An 18,767-nucleotide genomic window follows, 5' to 3' on the forward strand; every position below is an offset into this window, starting at 1 on the left:
CCGCCACCGCACCTGCTGGATCCGCAGCCGCCGCAGGAACTGCCCGAGCCGCTCGACCGCTGAGCCGCGCGCTGCCTGCCCTGCCTCTTCCTGCGGTCCCGGAACGCGATCAGCGGCGGGGCGGTGGTGGCGTCTGCGTCGGCCGCCAGCCGGCGGGGGCGAGGGGCACGTGGCGGACACGCGGTCAGCATGCGGAACGCTCGCCGGGGCGGGTACGGCCGTCGTGCCACGGAACCGCTACGGCCGGTCGGCCGGGCGGTACGGCCGGGGCCCCGCACGGAACTGCGTGCGGGGCCCCGGTCGTGTTCTCGCTGTTCGCGCCGTCGATCAGGCCAGCAGGGCCGGGATCGTCGCCTCGTGGGCCTCGCGGAGCTCGGCCAGGGACAGGCTGAACTCGCCCTGGATCTCGATCTCGTCGCCGTCCACCACGCCGATACGGGCGGCCGGCAGGCCGCGCGCACCGCACATGTCGGTGAAGCGGAGCTCCTCGCTGCGCGGGACGGCCACGATGGCGCGGCCCGCGGACTCGGAGAAGAGGAACGTGAAGGCGTCCAGGCCCTCGGGGACCACGACGCGCGCGCCGTTGCCGCCCTTGAGGCAGGACTCGGTGAGCGCCTGGATCACGCCGCCGTCGGACAGGTCGTGCGCGGCGTCGATCATGCCGTCGCGCGAGGCGGAGATCAGGATCTCGGCGAGCAGCTTCTCGCGGCCCAGGTCCACCTTCGGCGGCAGCCCGCCGAGGTGGTCGTGGACGACCTGCGACCACGCCGAGCCGCCGAACTCGCCGGCGGTGTCGCCGAGCAGGTACAGCAGCTGGCCGGCCTCCGCGAACGCCATCGGCGTACGGCGGTTGACGTCGTCGATCACGCCGAGCACGGCCACGACCGGGGTCGGGTGGATCGCGACGTCGCCGGTCTGGTTGTAGAGCGAGACGTTGCCGCCGGTCACCGGGGTGCCCAGCTCCAGGCAGCCGTCCGCGAGACCGCGGGTGGCCTCGGCGAACTGCCACATGACGCCCGGGTCCTCGGGAGAGCCGAAGTTCAGGCAGTCGGAGATCGCCAGGGGCTTGGCACCGGTCGCGGCGACGTTGCGGTACGCCTCGGCCAGGGCCAGCTGCGCGCCCGTGTACGGGTCGAGCTTGGCGTAGCGGCCGTTGCCGTCGGTGGCCATGGCGACGCCGAGGTTGGACTCCTCGTCGATGCGGACCATGCCCGCGTCCTCGGGCTGCGCCAGGACGGTGTTGCCCTGCACGAAGCGGTCGTACTGGTCGGTGACCCAGGACTTGGAGGCCTGGTTCGGGGAGGAGACCAGGGCCAGGACCTGCGCGCGCAGCTCCTCGGAGGTCTGCGGGCGGGGCAGCTTGCCCGCGTCGTCGGCCTGGAGCGCGTCCTGCCAGTCGGGGCGGGCGTAGGGGCGGTTGTAGACCGGGCCCTCGTGGGCGACGGTGCCCGGGGGCACGTCCACGATCTGCTCGCCGTGCCAGAAGATCTCCAGGCGCTCGCCGTCGGTCACCTCACCGATGACGGTGGCGATGACGTCCCACTTCTCGCAGATCTCCATGAAGCGGTCGACGTGCTGCGGCTCGACGATCGCGCACATGCGCTCCTGCGACTCGCTCATGAGGATCTCCTCGGGCGAGAGCGTCGCGTCGCGCAGCGGGACGGTGTCGAGCTCGACCCGCATGCCGCCGGAGCCGGCGGAGGCCAGCTCTGAGGTGGCGCAGGAGAGCCCGGCGCCGCCGAGGTCCTGGATGCCCGCGACCAGCTTCTCCTTGAAGATCTCCAGGGTGCACTCGATGAGGAGCTTCTCCTGGAAGGGGTCGCCGACCTGGACGGCGGGGCGCTTGGTCGGCTTGGTGTCGTCGAAGGTCTCGGACGCGAGGACCGAGACGCCGCCGATGCCGTCGCCGCCCGTGCGGGCGCCGTAGAGGATGACCTTGTTGCCGGGGCCGGAGGCCTGGGCGAGGTGGATGTCCTCGTGCTTCATGACGCCGATGCAGCCGGCGTTGACGAGCGGGTTGCCCTGGTAGCAGGCGTCGAAGACGACCTCGCCGCCGATGTTGGGCAGGCCCAGGCAGTTGCCGTAGCCGCCGATGCCCGCGACGACGCCCGGCAGGACGCGCTTGGTGTCGGGGTGGTCGGCCGCGCCGAAGCGCAGCGGGTCGACGACGGCGACCGGGCGGGCGCCCATGGCGAGGATGTCGCGGACGATGCCGCCGATGCCGGTGGCCGCGCCCTGGTAGGGCTCAATGTAGCTCGGGTGGTTGTGCGACTCGACCTTGAAGGTGACCGCGTAGCCCTGGCCGACGTCGACGACGCCGGCGTTCTCGCCGATGCCGACGAGCATGGCGTCGTTCTGGGGGGCCTTCTCGCCGAACTGCTTCAGGTGGACCTTGCTGCTCTTGTACGAGCAGTGCTCGGACCACATGACCGAGTACATGGCGAGCTCGGCGCCGGTCGGGCGGCGGCCGAGGATCTCCCGGATCCGGGCGTACTCGTCCTCCTTGAGGCCGAGCTCCTTCCAGGGCTGGGAGGCGTCCGGGGTTTCGGTGGCGTTCTTGACGGTGTCGAGGCTCATGCGCTGACCAGCTTCTTCAGGACCGACGTGAAGAACGGGAGGCCGTCGGTGCCGCCGGTTCCGATCAGCGGCTCGACCGCGTGCTCGGGGTGCGGCATGAGGCCGACGACGTTGCCCTGGGCGTTGGTGATGCCGGCGATGTCGCGGAGCGACCCGTTCGGGTTTATGTCCAGGTACCGGAAGGCCACGCGGCCCTCGGCCTCCAGTTCGTCGAGCGTGCGCTCGTCGGCGACGTACCGGCCGTCCATGTTCTTGAGCGGTACGGAGATCTCCTGGCCGGCGGTGTAGTCGCCGGTCCACGCGGTCTCCGCGTTCTCCACCCGCAGCTTCTGGTCGCGGCAGATGAAGTGCAGGTGGTTGTTGCGGAGCATCGCCCCCGGCAGCAGGTGGGCCTCGGTGAGGACCTGGAAGCCGTTGCAGATGCCGAGGACGGGCATGCCGCCCCTGGCCTGCTCGATGATGGTCTCCATCACCGGCGAGAAGCGGGAGATGGCTCCGGCGCGCAGGTAGTCCCCGTAGGAGAAGCCGCCCGCGAGGACGACCGCGTCGACCTGGTGCAGGTCCTTGTCGCGGTGCCAGAGCGAGACCGGCTCGGCCCCCGCGAGGCGGACGGCGCGCAGCGAGTCACGGTCGTCGAGCGTTCCGGGGAACGTGACGACACCGATGCGAGTGGTCACCGTCAGGCCTCGACCTTCACGGTGAAGTCTTCGATGACGGTGTTGGCGAGGAACGTTTCGGCCATCTTGTGGATGCGGTCAAGGGCGGCCTGGTCGACCGGACCCTCCACTTCCAGTTCGAAGCGCTTCCCCTGACGGACGTCGGCGATGCCCTCGAAGCCCAGGCGCGGCAGTGCACGCTGCACCGCCTGGCCCTGGGGGTCGAGGATCTCCGGCTTGAGCATGACGTCGACTACGACGCGTGCCACTGGCACTCCCGATGAGGTGGTTGGTGCAAGGCGGTTCCATCAGCGTACCCGGCCGAAATTTCTACGCGGGTAGATATCGGGCGCCCTTGATCGCCGAGCCGTTTCAGCTTCACCAACGCTTCGCAAAATCCCCAGGAAAACCACGTACCCGGCATTGCGGCGGGACACGCGGAGAGAATTAACTGAGCTTCGCAATGCAATGAGAATCGAGGTACAAAGGAATCAACCGGGATTCCGGACGAAAGTTGCATTGCCCCAAAACATCCGAACAGGCGACATCGCCGCACGTCAGCAGCTGGCGGCGTCGCACGAAGGGACCGATATCCGTGGCGCAGCGCGTAGTGGTCACGCTCTCCGACGACATCGATGGCGGAGAAGCGGCGGAAACGGTCAGGTTCGCCCTGGACGGTAAGTCCTACGAGATCGACCTCAATGTCGCCAACGCAAAGAAACTGCGGGAGAGCCTGGAACCGTTCATGGCCGCCGGCCGCCGCCAGTCCCGCTCGGGGAAGGCCTTCAAGCACACCTCGGTCGCCCCCGACCCGGCGGTCGTCCGCGCGTGGGCCCGGTCCCACCAGCACGACGTGCCGCCGCGCGGCCGCATCCCCAAGAAGATCTACGAGGCCTACAACGCGGCCCACTGAGGGCCGATTTGCCATCCACCCCCTCCCTTCGGCTAATGTGTGGATCACGCCGAGGGGCGAGGCCGCAGGTCAGAGCCTCCGAGGCCGTGCGGGTGTAGTTCAGTAGCAGAACATCCCTCTTCCAGAGGGAAGGCGCAGTGTGCGATTCCTGTCACCCGCTCTGCATCACTTTCAGACCACTCCGGTGGATCGGGTAGAGTGATGCACGTACTGCCCCGGCAGTGCACTGCTTGCGGACGTAGCTCAGTTGGTAGAGCACCACCTTGCCAAGGTGGATGTCGCGCGTTCGAGTCGCGTCGTCCGCTCTCTGAGCAGAAGGCCCCGATCATTGCGATCGGGGCCTTCTGCGTATTTCCCCTCATACGACCGCCGGGCACCCTGACAAATGTCATCACCGGTCATGACAGCGCGCACTGACGACCCGCTCCGGGCGCCGCGACGCTTGGGTCATGACTGACACCGTGATCGAAGCGCGGGACCTGCGCCGCGGCTACTCCGGGGGATTCGAGGCCGTACGGGGCGTCTCCTTCTCCGTGGCGCGGGGCGAGGTCTTCGCCCTGCTCGGCACCAACGGCGCCGGTAAGACCTCCACCGTCGAACTGCTGGAGGGACTGGCCGCGCCGAGCGGCGGGCAGGTCCGCGTCTTCGGCCTCGACCCCTGCGCGCGGCGGGCCGAGGTCCGGCCGCGCACCGGGGTCATGCTCCAGGAGGGCGGGTTCCCCTCCGACCTGTCGGTCACCGAGACCGTGCGGATGTGGGGCGGGGTCACCACCGGTGCCCGCCCGGCGGCCGAGGTGCTGCAGCTGGTCGGCCTGGCAGCACGGTCCTCCGTACGGGTGAAGCAGCTGTCCGGCGGTGAGCGGCGGCGTCTGGACCTGGCGCTGGCCCTGCTCGGCCGGCCCGAGGTGCTCTTCCTGGACGAGCCGACCACCGGCATGGACCCCGAAGGGCGCCGGGACACCTGGGCCCTGGTCCGCGAGCTGCGGGAACAGGGCACCACGGTGCTGCTGACCACGCACTACCTGGAGGAGGCCGAGGAGCTCGCGGACCGCCTCGCGATCCTCCACGACGGCGAGATCGTCCTGTCCGGCACCCCGGCCGAGGTGACCGCCACCCGGCCGGCCCGGATCCGCTTCACCCTGCCCGCCGGGGTGCCCGCGGCCCGGCTCCCGCTGACGCTGCGGGCGGCGGCCTGCGGGCAGCGCGTGGAGATCCGTACCGAACGCCTCCAGGCGGATCTGGCCGAACTGCTCGGCTGGGCCGGGGAGAACGGCGTGGAACTGTCCGGGCTCGACGCCCGGTCCGCCTCCCTGGAGGAGGCCTTCCTGGAGATCGCCCACAGCCGCCGCGGCGCCGGCGACCGTACCGAGGACACGATGGCGGGGACCCGATGAACACGCTCACCCTGAACGCCGGCCGGATCACCGCACTCGGCCGCTCCGAGCTCACCCTGCTGGTGCGCAACCGGGCCACGCTCACCCTGGCCCTGCTGATGCCCCTGGTGATGGTCTTCATCCTGCGCTCCTCACTCGGCGACTCCGAGGGCGCGCAGGCGGTCGGCGAGGCCACCCTGACCGGCGGGATCGGCATGGTGCTGCTCCTCGTCGTCCACATGAACCTGGTCTCCTCCTACGTCGCACGCCGCGAGGAACTCGTCCTGAAGCGGCTGCGGACCGGCGAGGCGAGCGACGTGGAGATCCTGGCCGGGACCGCGCTGCCCGCCGCCGCCCTGGCACTGGCGCAGATCGCCGTCCTCTCGGTCGCCGGGGCGGCCGCCCTGGACGTGCGCATGCCGCGGAACCCGCTGCTGATCGCGGCGGCCGTCCTGGCCGGCGTGCTGCTGCTCGCTGCACTGTCCGCGGTGACCAGCTCCTTCACCCGCACCGTGGAGACCGCGGGCCTCACCACGCTGCCGCTGTTCCTGGCGAGCGTGCTCGGCTCGGGGATGTTCGCACCGGCGGACTCCCTGCCGGACGTGGTCGCCTCGGTGTGCGAACTGCTGCCGCTGAGCGGCGTGATGACGCTCGTGCGGGCCGGCTGGAGCGGCGGCGCGGCGGGCGGGGACCTGCTCGGTGCCGGGCTCACCACGCTGGCCTGGATCGTGATCAGCGTGTTTGCTGTCCAGCGGTGGTTCCGCTGGGAACCGCGTCGCTAGAGGAGTCGGGGGACGGGCCCAGTGCCGAAGTTGACGGGGTGGTGGAAGAACCGCAGCAGTGCGGGGAAGATCGAGCTGTACACCCGGGGGTCGTTCCATCTCTTCGTGCTCCTGGAGGTCACGTCGTTCGGCTTGGCGCCCGTGGCCTCCACGGCCGGGAAGTCCTCCGTCGCGGTGGCCGTGTCGCTCTTCCTGCTGCTGTGCGTCCACGCGGTCCTGTGCGGGGTTCTCACCTCCAAGGCGCTGCACTGGGTGGTGGGGCGGCGGGAGCGCCCCACCCGGCTGGCGGTGACGACGGCCGCCGTGACGGCCGCCTGCACCCTCGGCGTCCTGATCCTCCGGGTGACCGGCCACATCTCCGAGCCGACGGTGGCACCGACGCTGGTGGCGGGGCTGACCTGGTTCGCCTCCGGATCCCTGGTGCTGTGCCTGCGGTCGGTGAAGCGCATGTGGTGCGTCCCGGCGACGGCGGTCGCGACCGGACTTGCCGTGCTCGCCCTGGGCATGCCGGCCACCACGGCGCTCGGATACGCCGTCGGCGTGCTGCTGGGCAGCATGTTCTTCGGCGCCACCTACGGTTTCTCCGCCTGGCTGCTGACCACGGTCTACGAGCTGGACCGCTCACGCGAGGTCCAGGCCCGCCTCGCGGTGGCGGAGGAGCGGCTGCGCTTCGGCCGTGACCTGCACGACGTGATGGGCCGCAACCTGGCGGTCATCGCCCTCAAGAGCGAGCTGGCGGTACAGCTGGCCCGCCGTGAACGGCCTGAGGCCGTGGAGCAGATGATCGAGGTCCAGCGGATCGCCCAGGAGTCCCAGCGGGAGGTACGGGACGTGGTGCGGGGCTACCGGGAGGCGGACCTCGCCGTGGAGCTGGAGGGTGCGCGCGGGGTGCTCAGCGCGGCCGGGATGGACTGCCGCGTCGACTTCGGGGCCGGACCCGAGCTGCCCTCCGAGGTCCAGTCGGCGCTCGGCTGGGTGGTCCGCGAGGCCACGACGAACGTGCTGCGGCACGGGGACGCGCAACGCTGCCTGATCCGGCTGACCGCCCTGGAGGGCGGAGCCGTCACGCTGGTGGTGGAGAACGACGGGGCACCGCAGGCCCCCGCCGGGCCGCCCGGCTCGGGCCTGGCCGGGCTGCGCGAACGGCTCGCCGCACTGGACGGGACGCTGCAGGCCGGGCTCGTCGGCGACGGCCGGTTCCGGCTGCGGGCGCAGATACCGGGCCGACGACTGGAAGAACTGGAGGTGCGGGCGTGAGCCCCGTACGCGTACTGCTCGCCGACGACGAGCACCTGATCCGCGGGGCGCTGGCCGCGCTCCTCGCGCTGGAGGACGACCTGCTCGTCGTCGCGGAGGCGGCCTCGGGCCCCGAGGCGCTGGCGATGGCGCGGGCGCACCGGCCGGACGTGGCGGTACTGGACCTGCAGATGCCGGGGGCGGACGGTGTGAGTGTCGCCACAGCACTGCGCGCCGAACTCCCCGACTGCAAGGCCATGATCGTGACCAGCCACGGGCGTCCCGGGCACCTGAAGCGGGCCCTGGCCGCGGGGGTGCGGGCCTTCGCCCCGAAGACGGTCTCGGCGCAGCGGCTGGCCGAACTGATCCGGACCGTGCACGCCGGAGGCCGTTACGTGGACCCGGAGTTGGCGGCCGACGCGATCAGCGCAGGGGACTCCCCGCTGACCGCCCGGGAGGCCGAGGTACTGGAGCTGGCGGGGGACGGCGCGCCGATCGCGGAGATCGCCGAGCGGGCCTCGCTGTCGCAGGGGACCGTACGCAACTACCTGTCCTCGGCGGCCACGAAGCTCGGTGCCGAGAACCGGCACACGGCAGTGCGTCTCGCACGGGAGCGAGGTTGGGTATAGTAGGTCTCGCCTTACGGCGCCTGCGGACATAGCTCAGTTGGTAGAGCACCACCTTGCCAAGGTGGATGTCGCGCGTTCGAGTCGCGTTGTCCGCTCTGTAAGGAAGAAGCCCCGGTCCTCGGACCGGGGCTTCTCTCGTTCCTACGCCCAGTTCAGCCCGGTCAGGCGCTCGTATGCCTCGATGTACTTCGCGCGGGTCTGCGCGACGACCTGGGTCGGGAGGGCCGGCGGCGGGAGTTCGCCCTTCGGGTCCCAGCCGGAGGCCGCGGAGGACAGCCAGTCGCGGACGTACTGCTTGTCGAAGGAGGGCTGCGAGCGGCCCGGCTCCCACTGGTCGGCCGGCCAGAAACGGGAGGAGTCCGGGGTCAGCACCTCGTCCGCGGCGACCAGGGTGTGGTCCTGCGGGTCGAAGCCGAACTCGAACTTGGTGTCGGCCAGGATGATGCCGCGCTCGCGGGCGATGTCGCGGGCCCGGGAGTACACGGCGAGGGTGGTCTGGCGCAGCAGCGCGGCCGTCTCGACACCGGTGGTACGCGCGACCTCCTCGTAGGAGACGTTCTCGTCGTGCTCGCCGACCTCGGCCTTGGCGGCCGGGGTGAAGATCGGGCCGGGCAGCTCGGAGCCGTCCACGAGGCCCTCGGGCAGGCCCAGTCCGCAGACCGTGCGGGTCTGGTTGTACTCGGCCAGGCCGGAGCCGGCGAGGTAGCCGCGGGCCACGCACTCGACCGGGACCATGTCGAGGTTCTTGCAGATCAGCGTGCGGCCGGCCCAGTCGGCGGGCGCGCCGGCCGGCAGCTCGGTGGACAGGACGTGGTTCGGGACGAGGTCCGCGAGCTGGTCGAACCACCACAGGGAGAGCTGGGTCAGGACGCGGCCCTTGTCCGGGATCTCGGTGGGCAGGACCCAGTCGAAGGCGGAGATGCGGTCGCTGGCGACCATGACGAGGCGGCCGTCCTCGTCCTGGTAGAGGTCGCGCACCTTGCCGGTGTGGAGGTGGACGAGGCCCGGAACCTGAACCGGCTCGGGCTTTTCGACGAATCCGGACACGGGGTCTCCCTGTGGTTCTGTATGAAGCGCACACCGATTCTCGCGCACCGGCGTCCCCTCCCGGGGACAGGGGTGCGTCGGGCGCGCGGGCCGTGTCAGTCGCGCTTGCAGATCCGGTCGAGGAGATTGGCCGTGGCCCGCTGCACGCGTTCGTCGACGTGGCCGGGGCGGTCGAGGGCCGGGGACCAGGCGAAGGTGCCGGAGGCGAAGACCAGCGCCCCGCTGGGCGCACGGTAGAGGGAGGTCTCCTGGTGGCGGCGATGGCCCTCGCTGTCGAGGTACGGGGAGTGCGCGAGCAGGATCCGGTCCTGGTGCTCGGGGAGCTGGGTCCGCGGGAAGTACCGGTCGGCCTCGCCCGCGACCAGGCCGGGCAGCTCGTCGTTCTCGCCGGCGCCGGTGGCGTCCCACAGCCAGTGCGTGGCGTTGCGCACGATCAGCGGCGCCGGGTCGGGGACGCGGCCCGCGTACTGGATGCCGAGCAGCTGCTGCTCCGGGCGGTCGACCTCGCGCCAGAGACTGGGGCGGCCCGGTCCGCGGCGTTTTCGGCAGGTGAGCAGCCGGTCCTCGACGCCGGAGGGCGACGGGGCCAGCTCGACCTGCCAGTACATGGTGTTCGCGGAGAGGAAGACGAGCGAGGTGCCGTGGTTGCGGGCGCGCTCGACGGTGCGGCGCATCGGGGCCGACCAGTACTCGTCGTGGCCGGGGAAGACCAGGCCGCGGTAGCGGGTGGGGTCGACGCGGCCGGCGTGCAGGTCGCGGGTGTCGGCGTAGGCGATGTCGTATCCGTAGCGCTCGGCCCAGCGGATGAAGTCGTAGGCGTGGCCGACGTGGAGGGGCAGGCCGGCGCCCGCGTAGGGCCGGTCGAAGGAGACGGTGACGGCCGCGTCCTGCTCGCCGAGGAGCCGGCCCGACTCGTCCCAGGCGTGGTAGAGGCTGGCGCCGGTCCGGCCGTCCTCCGGGTAGAGGTTGTACGCCTGCCAGGTGATGTCGGGGAGCAGGAGCAGGAGGTCGGCGGGGTGGTCGTCGCGAACCGTGAAGGGGATGTGGGAGCGGTAGCCGTCGGCGGTGGTGAGGACGGCGACGTACGCGCCCACGCTCCAGTAGGACGGGACCTGCAGGCGCCAGGAGAGCCACCAGTGGTGGCAGGAGACGGTGCGGTCCGCGGCGAGGGGGGCGGGCTGGACGATGCCGGAGAGGCGCGGGCTGGTGGTGATCTTCGATGCGCCGTCGCCGCCGTAGTGGCCGATCCGGTACACGTCGACGGAGAACTGCTGGGGCGGGTCGACGGTGATGTGGAAGTCGATGGCCTCGCCCGGCGCGACGGCGCCGTTGGAGGCGAAGCCCTTGATCTGGCGGTGCACGTCGTCGGCCGTGCGGGGGCCGCCGTTGCCGCGGGCCCGGGGGATCTGGCCGGTGCCGGCGGCCGCCGCTGCCGGGTCCACGTACCAGGGGACGACCTGGCCGGTGTCGTCGAAGTAGAGCTCGCTGCCCCGGAACCAGGGCAGGGGGCCCTGGCCGAAAGGGTCGTTCACCGCGTGCGCGAGCGCACCGGATTCCCAACGCCGGATCTGGTCCGTACCCATGACCGCTCCCCTCCCTCGCTCCCCCGGCTGGCGTGCATCGCCTCGGTGCGTGGCGCGCGTCGCGCCGGTGCGGCCCTTCTCGGACCTCCGTTTCGGGAACATCCGGCCGCGACCGCTCCCAGCACATCACATAACGCACGCACTCCGTCACCGTTCGTCGCGAATTGGCGAGACCGGAACGGTCTCAGACGAGGCGGACCGGCTTCTCCGTGCGGACGCCCAGGGCCGACAGCCACTCCCGCAGGGGCTTGGGGTCGCCGTCCTCGACCAGGCAGAGCACGCGGGGCGCCAGATCGGTCCGGCGGTCGCCGCCGACCAGCAGGACCGGGCCGTCGAGCCAGTCCATGCCGGGTGCGGCCCCGGCCGAGTCCACGGCGGCGCAGCACACCATCGCCGTCACGTGGTCGGCCAGCAGGTCCCGGCCGCTGCGCGGCGGCTGGAGCGGGAACAGCGGTACGGCGTCCGCGCCGCGGGCCCTGTCGGCCCCGCCTGCGGTGCCCGCGGCCCGCTCCTCGCGGGCGAGGTCGGCGCTGAGCCGACCGGCCAGGGCCTCGCCGAGCGCCCCTTCTCCCGAGGCGTTCGTCAGGCAGCCCAGCACCCGCTCCAGCGTGGGCCCGGTGAAGCCGTCCGCGCCGGGGGGCGCGGCGGCGGCCTCGATCGTGGCCGGTCCCGCCGTACCGGACGGGCCGGACGGGGCGGGTGAGCCGGCGGCGCCCGCGGCGGCGGGGGCCACCGCGGCGGGGGCGGCGGACCCGGCACCGGCCGGGCTCGCGGAGCCCGCCGGCGCGGTGGGTCCGGCGGAGCCGTGCGGACCGACGGGTCCGGTGGACCCCGCGGGGAGGCCCGCCGGGCCGGCGAGCGCGTCCAGTGCGGCGTGCAGGCGGGCCGCCTCCGCACGCCATTTGCGGTCCACGACCTCTTCCGGATAGGCCGCCCACTCCACCGGGGACCAGTCCGGGCCGGCCTCGGCGGGACCCCCGTGGAAGAGCCGGGCGGCCAGCAGCGAGGTCGCCTCGTCGATCACGCCGGGCTGCTCCAGCAGATCACAGGCGGGCCGCTCGCCGAGCCGCGAGGTGAAGCCCTCGGCCAGCCGGTCCCGCCGCGACAGCTCGGTCAGCGCCGACACCACCCCGGCGTCCAGGTGCGCCGGCCAGCGACCCATCCGCCAGGCGGGCAGCGCCACCCGGGTCAGCAGCCGGTCCCATCCCGCGTAGGCGAGGCCGACCTGCTCCTGGGCGACGATGCGCAGACCGTAGTCCACACCCTGTGCACGGTCCGACGCGGCGGCGGCCACCCCGCGCTCCATCTCGGCGGCGTCCGTCCGGCACAGCCTCAGCAGCAGCCGGGCCGGCGCGGCGATCCAGCCGAGGCCCCGGCGGCCGCCCACGTCCACGGCCGCGTCCAGCCCCCGCACGAAGCCGCGCGCGTCGGCTATGTCCGGGTGCGCGGAAGGACCCGTACCGGCCACGACCGGCGCGAGCACCGCCCGCAGCTCCGCGACCCGCATCCACCACAGGAACGGTGAGCCGATCACCAGCACGGGAGCCGCGCCGGGCGCGGACTGGGGGCCGCCGGCTATGCCGCCCCGGCGGTGGGCCGCATGGGCCCGGTCCTCCAGCCAGCTGTCGCAGTCCGGTGTCAGGGCTATCGCGGAGGGCGGCGGCACATCCATCCGGTCGGCCAGGTCCCGCACCAGGCGGTAGAGATCGGGCGCGGCGGCCTCGGACAGCGGCACCGTCGGCGTCACCGCCGGGCTCGCCCGCAGCACCACCGCGGCGAAGATCCCGCCGAGGAGCAGCACCAGCGCCGCGACCGCGCCCACCACGAGGGTCACGGTGCCCCAGGGCTCGCCGGACAGCCGGCCCGTCGTCAGGGCGGCCGCCAGCACCACCGCGACGGCCGCCGGCAGCAGTACGACGGCTAGGGCCCGGCTGCGCACACGCAGCACGGCCAGAGCGCGGGACCGCGCGGACGGAACGCCCGCTTCCATGGTCGAACCGAATCCGGACACGGCCGGTCTCACCCCCTCTGCCCTGCGGCTGCGTTGCTCACTCCCCCACTGTGACACCCGCCACTGACATCGCAAGGTCGGTGGGCCAAGTGCCGGAATGCTTGCGCCGCACCCTAGTTGGGGCACGCCCGGCCGTCAGGCAGACGAGGTGACGATCACCCGATGGAATGGCTTTGGGTAAAGCTGAGTGCGTTCGAACGAGGCCGGATGCAGTCGCACGCGGACACGCCCGCGGGCCCGGGCGCGAGACGTGCGCACCGGGCCCGCGGGTCTGCGGAACCGCTGGTCAGCCGAGCCCGGCCGCCTTGGCGGCGATGTCCGTACGATGCTGCGAGCCGTCCAGCCGGATCCGCGCCACCGCCCTATACGCCTTCTCACGGGCCTGCGCCAGATCAGAACCGGTCGCCGTCACCGACAGCACGCGACCACCCGCGCTGACGACGGCGTCGCCCTCGCGCCGGGTCCCGGCGTGCAGCACATAGGCGTCGGGCGCGTCCTCGGCGGCCACCTCGGCCAGGCCCTCGATCGGGTCGCCGGTGCGGGGGGTGTCGGGGTAGTTGTGCGAGGCGATGACGACCGTGACGGCCGCGTCCTCGCGCCACACCAGCGGCGGCTCGTCGGCCAGGGTGCCGTTGGCGGCGTGCAGCAGTACCCGCGCGAGCGGGGTGCGCAGCCGGGCCAGGACCACCTGGGTCTCGGGGTCGCCGAACCGGGCGTTGAACTCGATGACCCGGGTGCCGCGGCCGGTGATCGCGAGGCCGGCGTAGAGCAGCCCCGAGAAGGGGGTGCCGCGGCGGCGCAGCTCGTCGACGGTCGGCTGGAGCACGAGCTCCATGACCTCGTCGACCAGCTTCGGGTCGGCCCAGGGAAGCGGGGAGTACGCGCCCATGCCGCCGGTGTTGGGGCCCTGGTCGCCGTCCAGGGCGCGCTTGAAGTCCTGCGCGGGCTGGAGCGGGACCACGGTCACGCCGTCGGTGATGGCGAAGAGGGAGACCTCGGGGCCGTCGAGGTACTCCTCGATGACCACGCGGTCGCAGGCGAGCGCGTGCGCGCGGGCCGCGGCGAGGTCGTCGGTGACCACGACGCCCTTGCCGGCCGCCAGACCGTCGTCCTTGACGACGTAGGGGGCGCCGAAGGCGTCGAGGGCCGCGTCCACCTCCTCCGCAGTGGTGCAGACGTAGCTGCGCGCGGTCGGGACCCCGGCCGCCGCCATCACGTCCTTGGCGAAGGCCTTGGAGCCTTCGAGCTGCGCCGCTTCGGCGGACGGGCCGAAGACCGGGATGCCGGCGGCGCGCACGGCGTCACCGACCCCGGCGACCAGCGGGGCCTCCGGGCCGACGACGACCAGGTCGGCGCCGAGTTCGGTCGCGAGAGCGGCGACGGCTTCGCCGTCGAGGGCGTCGACCGGGCGGAGCTCGGCCACCTCGGCGATGCCGGCGTTGCCGGGAGCGCAGTACAGCGCGGAGACGTCGGGGTCGAGGGACAGAGAGCGGCACAGGGCGTGTTCGCGGGCGCCGCCGCCGATGACGAGGACCTTCACGCTGCTCAGCCTAGCCCGGACGGCGGGGCGGGCTTCGTGCGGCCACCCAACCGGGACGGTCTACTCGTTTGTGTATTCCTCCACAACGGTGGCTCCGAGCTCCCGCACGATCAGGTCGTGCCCGGTCAGCGCGCTCTCGACGAGGTCGGGGTCGTCGTCCTCGGCGAAGTCGTCCTCGGGAGCCACCGGCGGGGGCGCCTGCTGTACGGGCGGCGGCGGGGCGGAGACCGACTGCTGGGGCTGCTGATGCTGCTGGGACTGCTGCTGCTGCGGCGGCGCGGACGGGGCCTGCGGGGCGGGAGCCTGCTGCTGCTGCGGGGGCGGCGGGCTGTACGCCGGCGCGGGCGCGGACGGCGCCCCGTACGACGGGCCCGGGCCGCCCGCCGGGGCGGGGGAGCCGCCGCCCACGACGGCGTCGATCTTCCAGTTGACCTGGAACTGCTCGGCCAGGACGGCCTTGAGCACGTCCTCGCTGCCGCTGCTGGCGAAGTTGTCGCGGGCTCCGGCGTTGGGGAAGCCGAGCTGGAGGGTGGTCCCGTCGAAGCCGGTGACCTGGGCGTTCTGGCTCAGCAGGATCCAGGTGAAGCGACGGCGGTTCTTGACGGCCTCCAGGACGCCGGGCCACATCGCCTGGACCTGTCCTGCTCCGGCCGCCATACCGGGGGAGGGCGCGGGGGCGGCCGCCGCCGGGGCGGGGGACGCGGGCGCCGGAGTGGCCGGAACGTGCGCGGGCGCGGGCACGCCCTGCCCGGGGGCGGCCGCACTGGGCCAGGCACCGGGTGCGGGGGCCGCGGCGGCAGGCCGGGCGGCCGGGGCACCACCGCCGGGCTGCGCGGCTCCGGGCCACGCGCCGGGCGCGGGCGCGGCCGGCGCTGGCGGTGCGGGCGGTGCGGCGGCCGGTACGGCGGACGGGGCGACGGGCGGTACGGCTTCCGGCTGCGCGGGGGCCCGTACCGGCTCGGGAGCGGCGGCCGACGCGACGGGGCCCGGCGCCGGGGTGTGGGCGGCGGCCCGCGCGGCGGCGGGACCCCCGCCTGGACCGGCGGGCGCCATGGCGTGCGCCTCGGGCCCGGGCACATAGCCCATCGCGGGGGCCACGGCCTGCGGCGCGGCGGCGAAGGCGGCGGCTCCGCTGCGCTCCAGGCGCTCCAGACGGGCCTGGAAGGACCGCTCGTCGTCGAAGGCGGCGGGGAGCAGCACGCGGGCGCAGATGAGCTCCAGCTGGAGCCGCGGCGAGGTCGCGCCCCGCATCTCGGTGAGGCCCGCGTTGACCAGGTCGGCGGCGCGCGAGAGCTCGGCGGCCCCGAACACGGACGCCTGGGCCTGCATCCGCTCCACGACGTCGGCGGGGGCGTCGATCAGCCCCTTCTCCCCGGCGTCCGGCACGGCGGCGAGGATGACCAGGTCGCGCAGCCGCTCCAGCAGGTCGGCGACGAACCGGCGCGGGTCGTTCCCACCCTCGACGACCCGGTCGACGACCTCGAAGGCGGCCGCGCCGTCCCCCGACGCGAAGGCGTCGACGACGGAGTCGAGCAGGGAGCCCTCGGTGTAGCCGAGCAGGGAGGTGGCCATGGCGTACGTCACACCCTCCTCGCCGGCGCCGGCGAGGAGCTGGTCCATGACGGACATCGAGTCACGCACGGAGCCCGCACCGGCGCGCACGACGAGCGGCAGCACGCCGTCCTCGACGCGGGCGCCCTCCCGGCCGCAGACCTCGCCCAGGTACTCGCGCAGGGTCCCGGGCGGGACCAGGCGGAAGGGGTAGTGGTGCGTCCGGGACCGGATGGTCCCGATCACCTTCTCCGGCTCGGTGGTGGCGAAGATGAACTTGAGGTGCTCCGGCGGCTCCTCGACCACCTTCAGCAGGGCGTTGAAGCCCGCCGAGGTGACCATGTGGGCCTCGTCGATGATGTAGATCTTGTAGCGGCTGGACGCCGGGCCGAAGAATGCCTTCTCCCGCAGGTCACGGGCGTCGTCCACACCACCGTGCGAGGCGGCGTCGATCTCGATGACGTCGATGGACCCCGGCCCGTTCCTGGCGAGGTCCTGGCAGGACTGGCACTCCCCGCAGGGGGTCGGAGTGGGACCCTGCTCACAGTTCAGGCACCGGGCGAGGATGCGCGCGCTGGTGGTCTTTCCACACCCGCGCGGCCCGCTGAACAGGTACGCGTGATTGACCCGGTTGTTCCGCAGGGCCTGCATCAGGGGTGCAGTGACATGCTCCTGACCGATGACCTCGGCGAACGACTCGGGGCGGTAGCGGCGGTACAGCGCAAGGGACGACACGTCTACGAGGTTATCCGGGCCCACCGACAACAGCGGCCCGCCGACGCCACCGGACCCCGGAACCCAGGGCCCCGGGAACGCAAAGGGCCCCCCACGCACCCGCCAGAGCCCACTTACCCTTGCTGCCTTCCGGCCCTGGGGGAGTTGGGTGAGATAGCGCCACGTGAGGGGCTGGGCCCCACCCTAGCGGATCCGCACCCCCGGAATCGACCCCGCCCCCGCCCGGAAGCCAGCACCGCCCCCCGCCGGATCCCCGCCGAACGATCACGTTCGCGAGCACCCCTCCACGTCTTGTATTGTTTGCGGCGGAGGATTCGCCTAGAGGCCTAGGGCGCACGCTTGGAAAGCGTGTTGGGGGCAACCCCTCACGAGTTCGAATCTCGTATCCTCCGCCACGGCTGACCAGCCGAAACGAAGACCTCGACCGCACCGCGGTCGAGGTCTTCGTCGTGCGCCCGGTCTCAGTCTTGGTCTCATTTATTTCGGACATTTGATCACGAACCCCTGTGGTGCCACTACGATCGCCGGTCATGGACTGGCTGGAGCGGACCGCGACGTTGAGGCAGTGGACCAAGGGCGGGGCGCGGGCTCCCCACAAGCCGCTACTCCTGCTTTACGCCCTCAGCCGGTTCCAGGAGGATGCTGACAGCGAGCTGTTCTACAGCGCGGTGGAGGAGGACCTGAAGCGGCTGCTGGCCGAGTACGGTCCGCCCAACAAGACGACGCCCGCCTACCCCTTCCACCATCTGACCAGCGACGGGGTGTGGGAGGTGCGCACCGACCGCGGACCCGGCAGCCCCGGGAGCGCGGTGCGGGAGCTGCGGGCATCCCGGGCTGTCGGGCGACTGGCACCGGAGCTGCGGGCGGCACTGCGGCGGGAGCCGGCGCTGCTGGGCCGGATGACGCGCGTACTGCTCGACCAGCACTTCCCACCCTCGCTGCACGGCGAAATGTGCGAAGCGATCGGGCTGGAGCTGGAGCCCACGGAGACCGGACGGCCCCCGTCAGCACGACGGCAGAGGGACCGGCGGATGCGGGAGCTGGTACTGACGGCCTACGAGTACCAGTGCGCCTTCTGCGGATACGACGGGCGGATCGGGGCCGCGCCAGTCGGCCTGGAGGCCGCGCACGTGCGCTGGTGGGCGTTCGGCGGCCCGGATGACGTCGACAACGGCCTGTGCCTGTGCGCACTGCACCACAAGCTCTTCGACAAGGGCGTCCTCGGTGTCGGCGACGGCCACCGCATCCTCGTCTCGCAGCACTTCGTCGGGCGCAGCCCCGCGGCCCGCGAGCACGTCATAGCCCTCGCGGGCCGCCGTCTCGTCGGCCCGCAGCCGGGCGTCCGCCCCGTGGCGACGCGCCACCGCTCCTGGCACACCAGCCAGGTCTTCCACGGCGCCCCGCGCCCAGGCGCAGATCTTCCGCGGAGCCGATCTCGCGGTGCCTCGCGCAACCGCCCGCAGGTCAGCCCTGGTACTCCCACGGGTTGAGCAAGAGTGCGCCGGTCCGGGCCAGGTGCTTGACGTTCCGGCTGACAAGGGTCCACCCGTTCGCGAGGGCGGTGGCGGCGATCAGCGCATCCGGCGGATCGATGCTGGTTCCGGCGCTCTTCAGTTTCCGATGAAGGGCGAGGTACGCGAGGGCCTCCTGTTCTCCGACGGCCGCGATCCGGTCGCCGTAGTCAAGGCGAATGCCGTCGAGCGCCCGCTCGAAAGCGGCACGCCGTGCCTGGTCCGGCGTCGCAGCGATGCCGGCCCCGATCTCAGCAATCGTGATGACACTCAGGTAGAGGCCGGTTGCCGGGACCGAACGGGCAGGCGACAACAGCCGAAGCCGGCTTCGGCCGGGTGGTGATCTCGGAGACCACGTTGGTGTCGAGCAGATAGATCACTCGCCGTCCGCCGCATCGTCGTAGGAACGCTGCCCGAACTCCAGGCCCTCGAACGGTGCCGACTCAAGCCGATCAAGGAATCCGTCACTGCCGAGGGTGGCCCAGCGGTGAAGCATCTCTGGAAGGGCGTCGATGTCCGTGTCGGCGAGTTCGGCGTCGAAGTGCCCGAGCTGCTGTTCGGGCAAGGACTCCCGGATCTCCCGAATCGTCCGCAGCGGATGTGAATCTTCAGGCCGACGGGGC

General features: G+C 72.4%; 16 protein-coding genes, 4 tRNA genes and 1 other RNA gene. 10 read left to right on the forward strand and 11 right to left on the reverse strand.

Annotated elements, in window-relative coordinates; genetic code table 11:
* Window positions 1-327 precede the first annotated feature (327 nt).
* Genes purL through purS form a run of 3 tightly spaced genes read right to left on the reverse strand, consistent with a single transcriptional unit; the run spans window position 328 to window position 3,508 of the window.
* The gene (gene purL / locus ACFWFZ_RS18810; protein ID WP_387123665.1) at window positions 328-2,577 is read right to left on the reverse strand and encodes a phosphoribosylformylglycinamidine synthase subunit PurL; all 2,250 of its coding nucleotides are present in this window, start codon (window positions 2,575-2,577) and stop codon (window positions 328-330) included.
* Complete coding sequence (purQ, locus tag ACFWFZ_RS18815; RefSeq protein ID WP_387123667.1) at window positions 2,574-3,254, reverse strand: phosphoribosylformylglycinamidine synthase subunit PurQ; 681 nt, start codon at window positions 3,252-3,254, stop codon at window positions 2,574-2,576. Before purQ ends, purL begins: the two co-directional genes overlap by 4 nt.
* A 2-nt stretch (window positions 3,255-3,256) precedes the next feature.
* Window positions 3,257-3,508, reverse strand: coding sequence for a phosphoribosylformylglycinamidine synthase subunit PurS (gene purS / locus ACFWFZ_RS18820; protein WP_008740952.1), 252 nt, complete (start codon window positions 3,506-3,508; stop codon window positions 3,257-3,259).
* Between the two features lie 320 nt (window positions 3,509-3,828).
* Between purS and ACFWFZ_RS18825 the strand changes: the two genes are divergently transcribed.
* From ACFWFZ_RS18825 to ACFWFZ_RS18860, 8 genes are all read left to right on the forward strand, one after another.
* Window positions 3,829-4,146 carry an Lsr2 family protein gene (locus ACFWFZ_RS18825; protein WP_387123669.1) on the forward strand — a complete coding sequence of 106 codons (318 nt, stop codon included), beginning with the start codon at window positions 3,829-3,831 and terminating at the stop codon, window positions 4,144-4,146.
* A gap of 88 nt (window positions 4,147-4,234) precedes the next feature.
* Window positions 4,235-4,306 (forward strand) — tRNA-Gly (locus tag ACFWFZ_RS18830).
* Window positions 4,307-4,378: 72 nt separating this feature from the next.
* Window positions 4,379-4,451: transfer RNA gene (locus tag ACFWFZ_RS18835), tRNA-Gly, on the forward strand.
* A 144-nt stretch (window positions 4,452-4,595) separates the two neighbouring features.
* Window positions 4,596-5,540: an ABC transporter ATP-binding protein gene (locus ACFWFZ_RS18840; protein ID WP_387123671.1), complete on the forward strand. Its 945-nt coding sequence runs from the start codon at window positions 4,596-4,598 to the stop codon at window positions 5,538-5,540.
* The gene (locus tag ACFWFZ_RS18845) at window positions 5,537-6,301 is read left to right on the forward strand and encodes an ABC transporter permease (protein ID WP_387123673.1); all 765 of its coding nucleotides are present in this window, start codon (window positions 5,537-5,539) and stop codon (window positions 6,299-6,301) included. Before ACFWFZ_RS18840 ends, ACFWFZ_RS18845 begins: the two co-directional genes overlap by 4 nt.
* A 21-nt stretch (window positions 6,302-6,322) precedes the next feature.
* Window positions 6,323-7,558 (forward strand): sensor histidine kinase, encoded by a 1,236-nt coding sequence (locus ACFWFZ_RS18850; RefSeq protein WP_387123675.1) that lies wholly within the window; start codon window positions 6,323-6,325, stop codon window positions 7,556-7,558.
* Complete coding sequence (locus tag ACFWFZ_RS18855; protein WP_387123677.1) at window positions 7,555-8,166, forward strand: response regulator; 612 nt, start codon at window positions 7,555-7,557, stop codon at window positions 8,164-8,166. Before ACFWFZ_RS18850 ends, ACFWFZ_RS18855 begins: the two co-directional genes overlap by 4 nt.
* 22 nt (window positions 8,167-8,188) lie before the next feature.
* Window positions 8,189-8,261: transfer RNA gene (locus ACFWFZ_RS18860), tRNA-Gly, on the forward strand.
* 46 nt (window positions 8,262-8,307) lie between these two features.
* Here ACFWFZ_RS18860 and ACFWFZ_RS18865 read toward each other — a convergent pair.
* The 6 genes from ACFWFZ_RS18865 to ffs form a co-directional block, all read right to left on the reverse strand.
* On the reverse strand, window positions 8,308-9,213 hold the full coding sequence (locus ACFWFZ_RS18865; protein WP_387123679.1) for a phosphoribosylaminoimidazolesuccinocarboxamide synthase: 906 nt from the start codon (window positions 9,211-9,213) through the stop codon (window positions 8,308-8,310).
* Between the two features lie 95 nt (window positions 9,214-9,308).
* Entirely contained in the window at window positions 9,309-10,796 is a 1,488-nt protein-coding gene (locus tag ACFWFZ_RS18870) for a N,N-dimethylformamidase beta subunit family domain-containing protein (protein WP_387123681.1), read from the reverse strand.
* Window positions 10,797-10,980: 184 nt separating this feature from the next.
* On the reverse strand, window positions 10,981-12,786 hold the full coding sequence (locus tag ACFWFZ_RS18875) for a hypothetical protein (RefSeq protein WP_387123683.1): 1,806 nt from the start codon (window positions 12,784-12,786) through the stop codon (window positions 10,981-10,983).
* 307 nt (window positions 12,787-13,093) lie between these two features.
* Window positions 13,094-14,347 (reverse strand): phosphoribosylamine--glycine ligase, encoded by a 1,254-nt coding sequence (purD, locus tag ACFWFZ_RS18880; protein ID WP_387123685.1) that lies wholly within the window; start codon window positions 14,345-14,347, stop codon window positions 13,094-13,096.
* A 60-nt stretch (window positions 14,348-14,407) separates the two neighbouring features.
* Window positions 14,408-16,633 (reverse strand): DNA polymerase III subunit gamma and tau, encoded by a 2,226-nt coding sequence (locus tag ACFWFZ_RS18885; protein ID WP_387123687.1) that lies wholly within the window; start codon window positions 16,631-16,633, stop codon window positions 14,408-14,410.
* Window positions 16,634-16,713: 80 nt separating this feature from the next.
* Window positions 16,714-16,808: signal recognition particle sRNA small type (gene ffs, locus ACFWFZ_RS18890), an RNA gene on the reverse strand.
* A 132-nt stretch (window positions 16,809-16,940) separates the two neighbouring features.
* Here ffs and ACFWFZ_RS18895 point away from each other — a divergent pair.
* A tRNA-Ser gene (locus ACFWFZ_RS18895) sits at window positions 16,941-17,028 on the forward strand.
* A gap of 135 nt (window positions 17,029-17,163) precedes the next feature.
* A complete protein-coding gene (locus ACFWFZ_RS18900) occupies window positions 17,164-18,123 on the forward strand; it encodes a phosphorothioated DNA-binding restriction endonuclease (protein ID WP_387123689.1) in 960 nt (319 codons plus the stop codon).
* Here ACFWFZ_RS18900 and ACFWFZ_RS18905 read toward each other — a convergent pair.
* Window positions 18,098-18,457, reverse strand: coding sequence for a PIN domain-containing protein (locus ACFWFZ_RS18905; protein ID WP_387123691.1), 360 nt, complete (start codon window positions 18,455-18,457; stop codon window positions 18,098-18,100). The two genes, ACFWFZ_RS18900 and ACFWFZ_RS18905, sit on opposite strands and share 26 nt — an antisense overlap.
* A 63-nt stretch (window positions 18,458-18,520) precedes the next feature.
* Window positions 18,521-18,709, reverse strand: coding sequence for a hypothetical protein (locus ACFWFZ_RS18910; RefSeq protein ID WP_387123693.1), 189 nt, complete (start codon window positions 18,707-18,709; stop codon window positions 18,521-18,523).
* Between the last annotated feature and the right edge of the window lie 58 nt (window positions 18,710-18,767).

It is taken from the genome of Streptomyces sp. NPDC060232, from assembly GCF_042726555.1.
Lineage (GTDB): Bacteria > Actinomycetota > Actinomycetes > Streptomycetales > Streptomycetaceae > Streptomyces.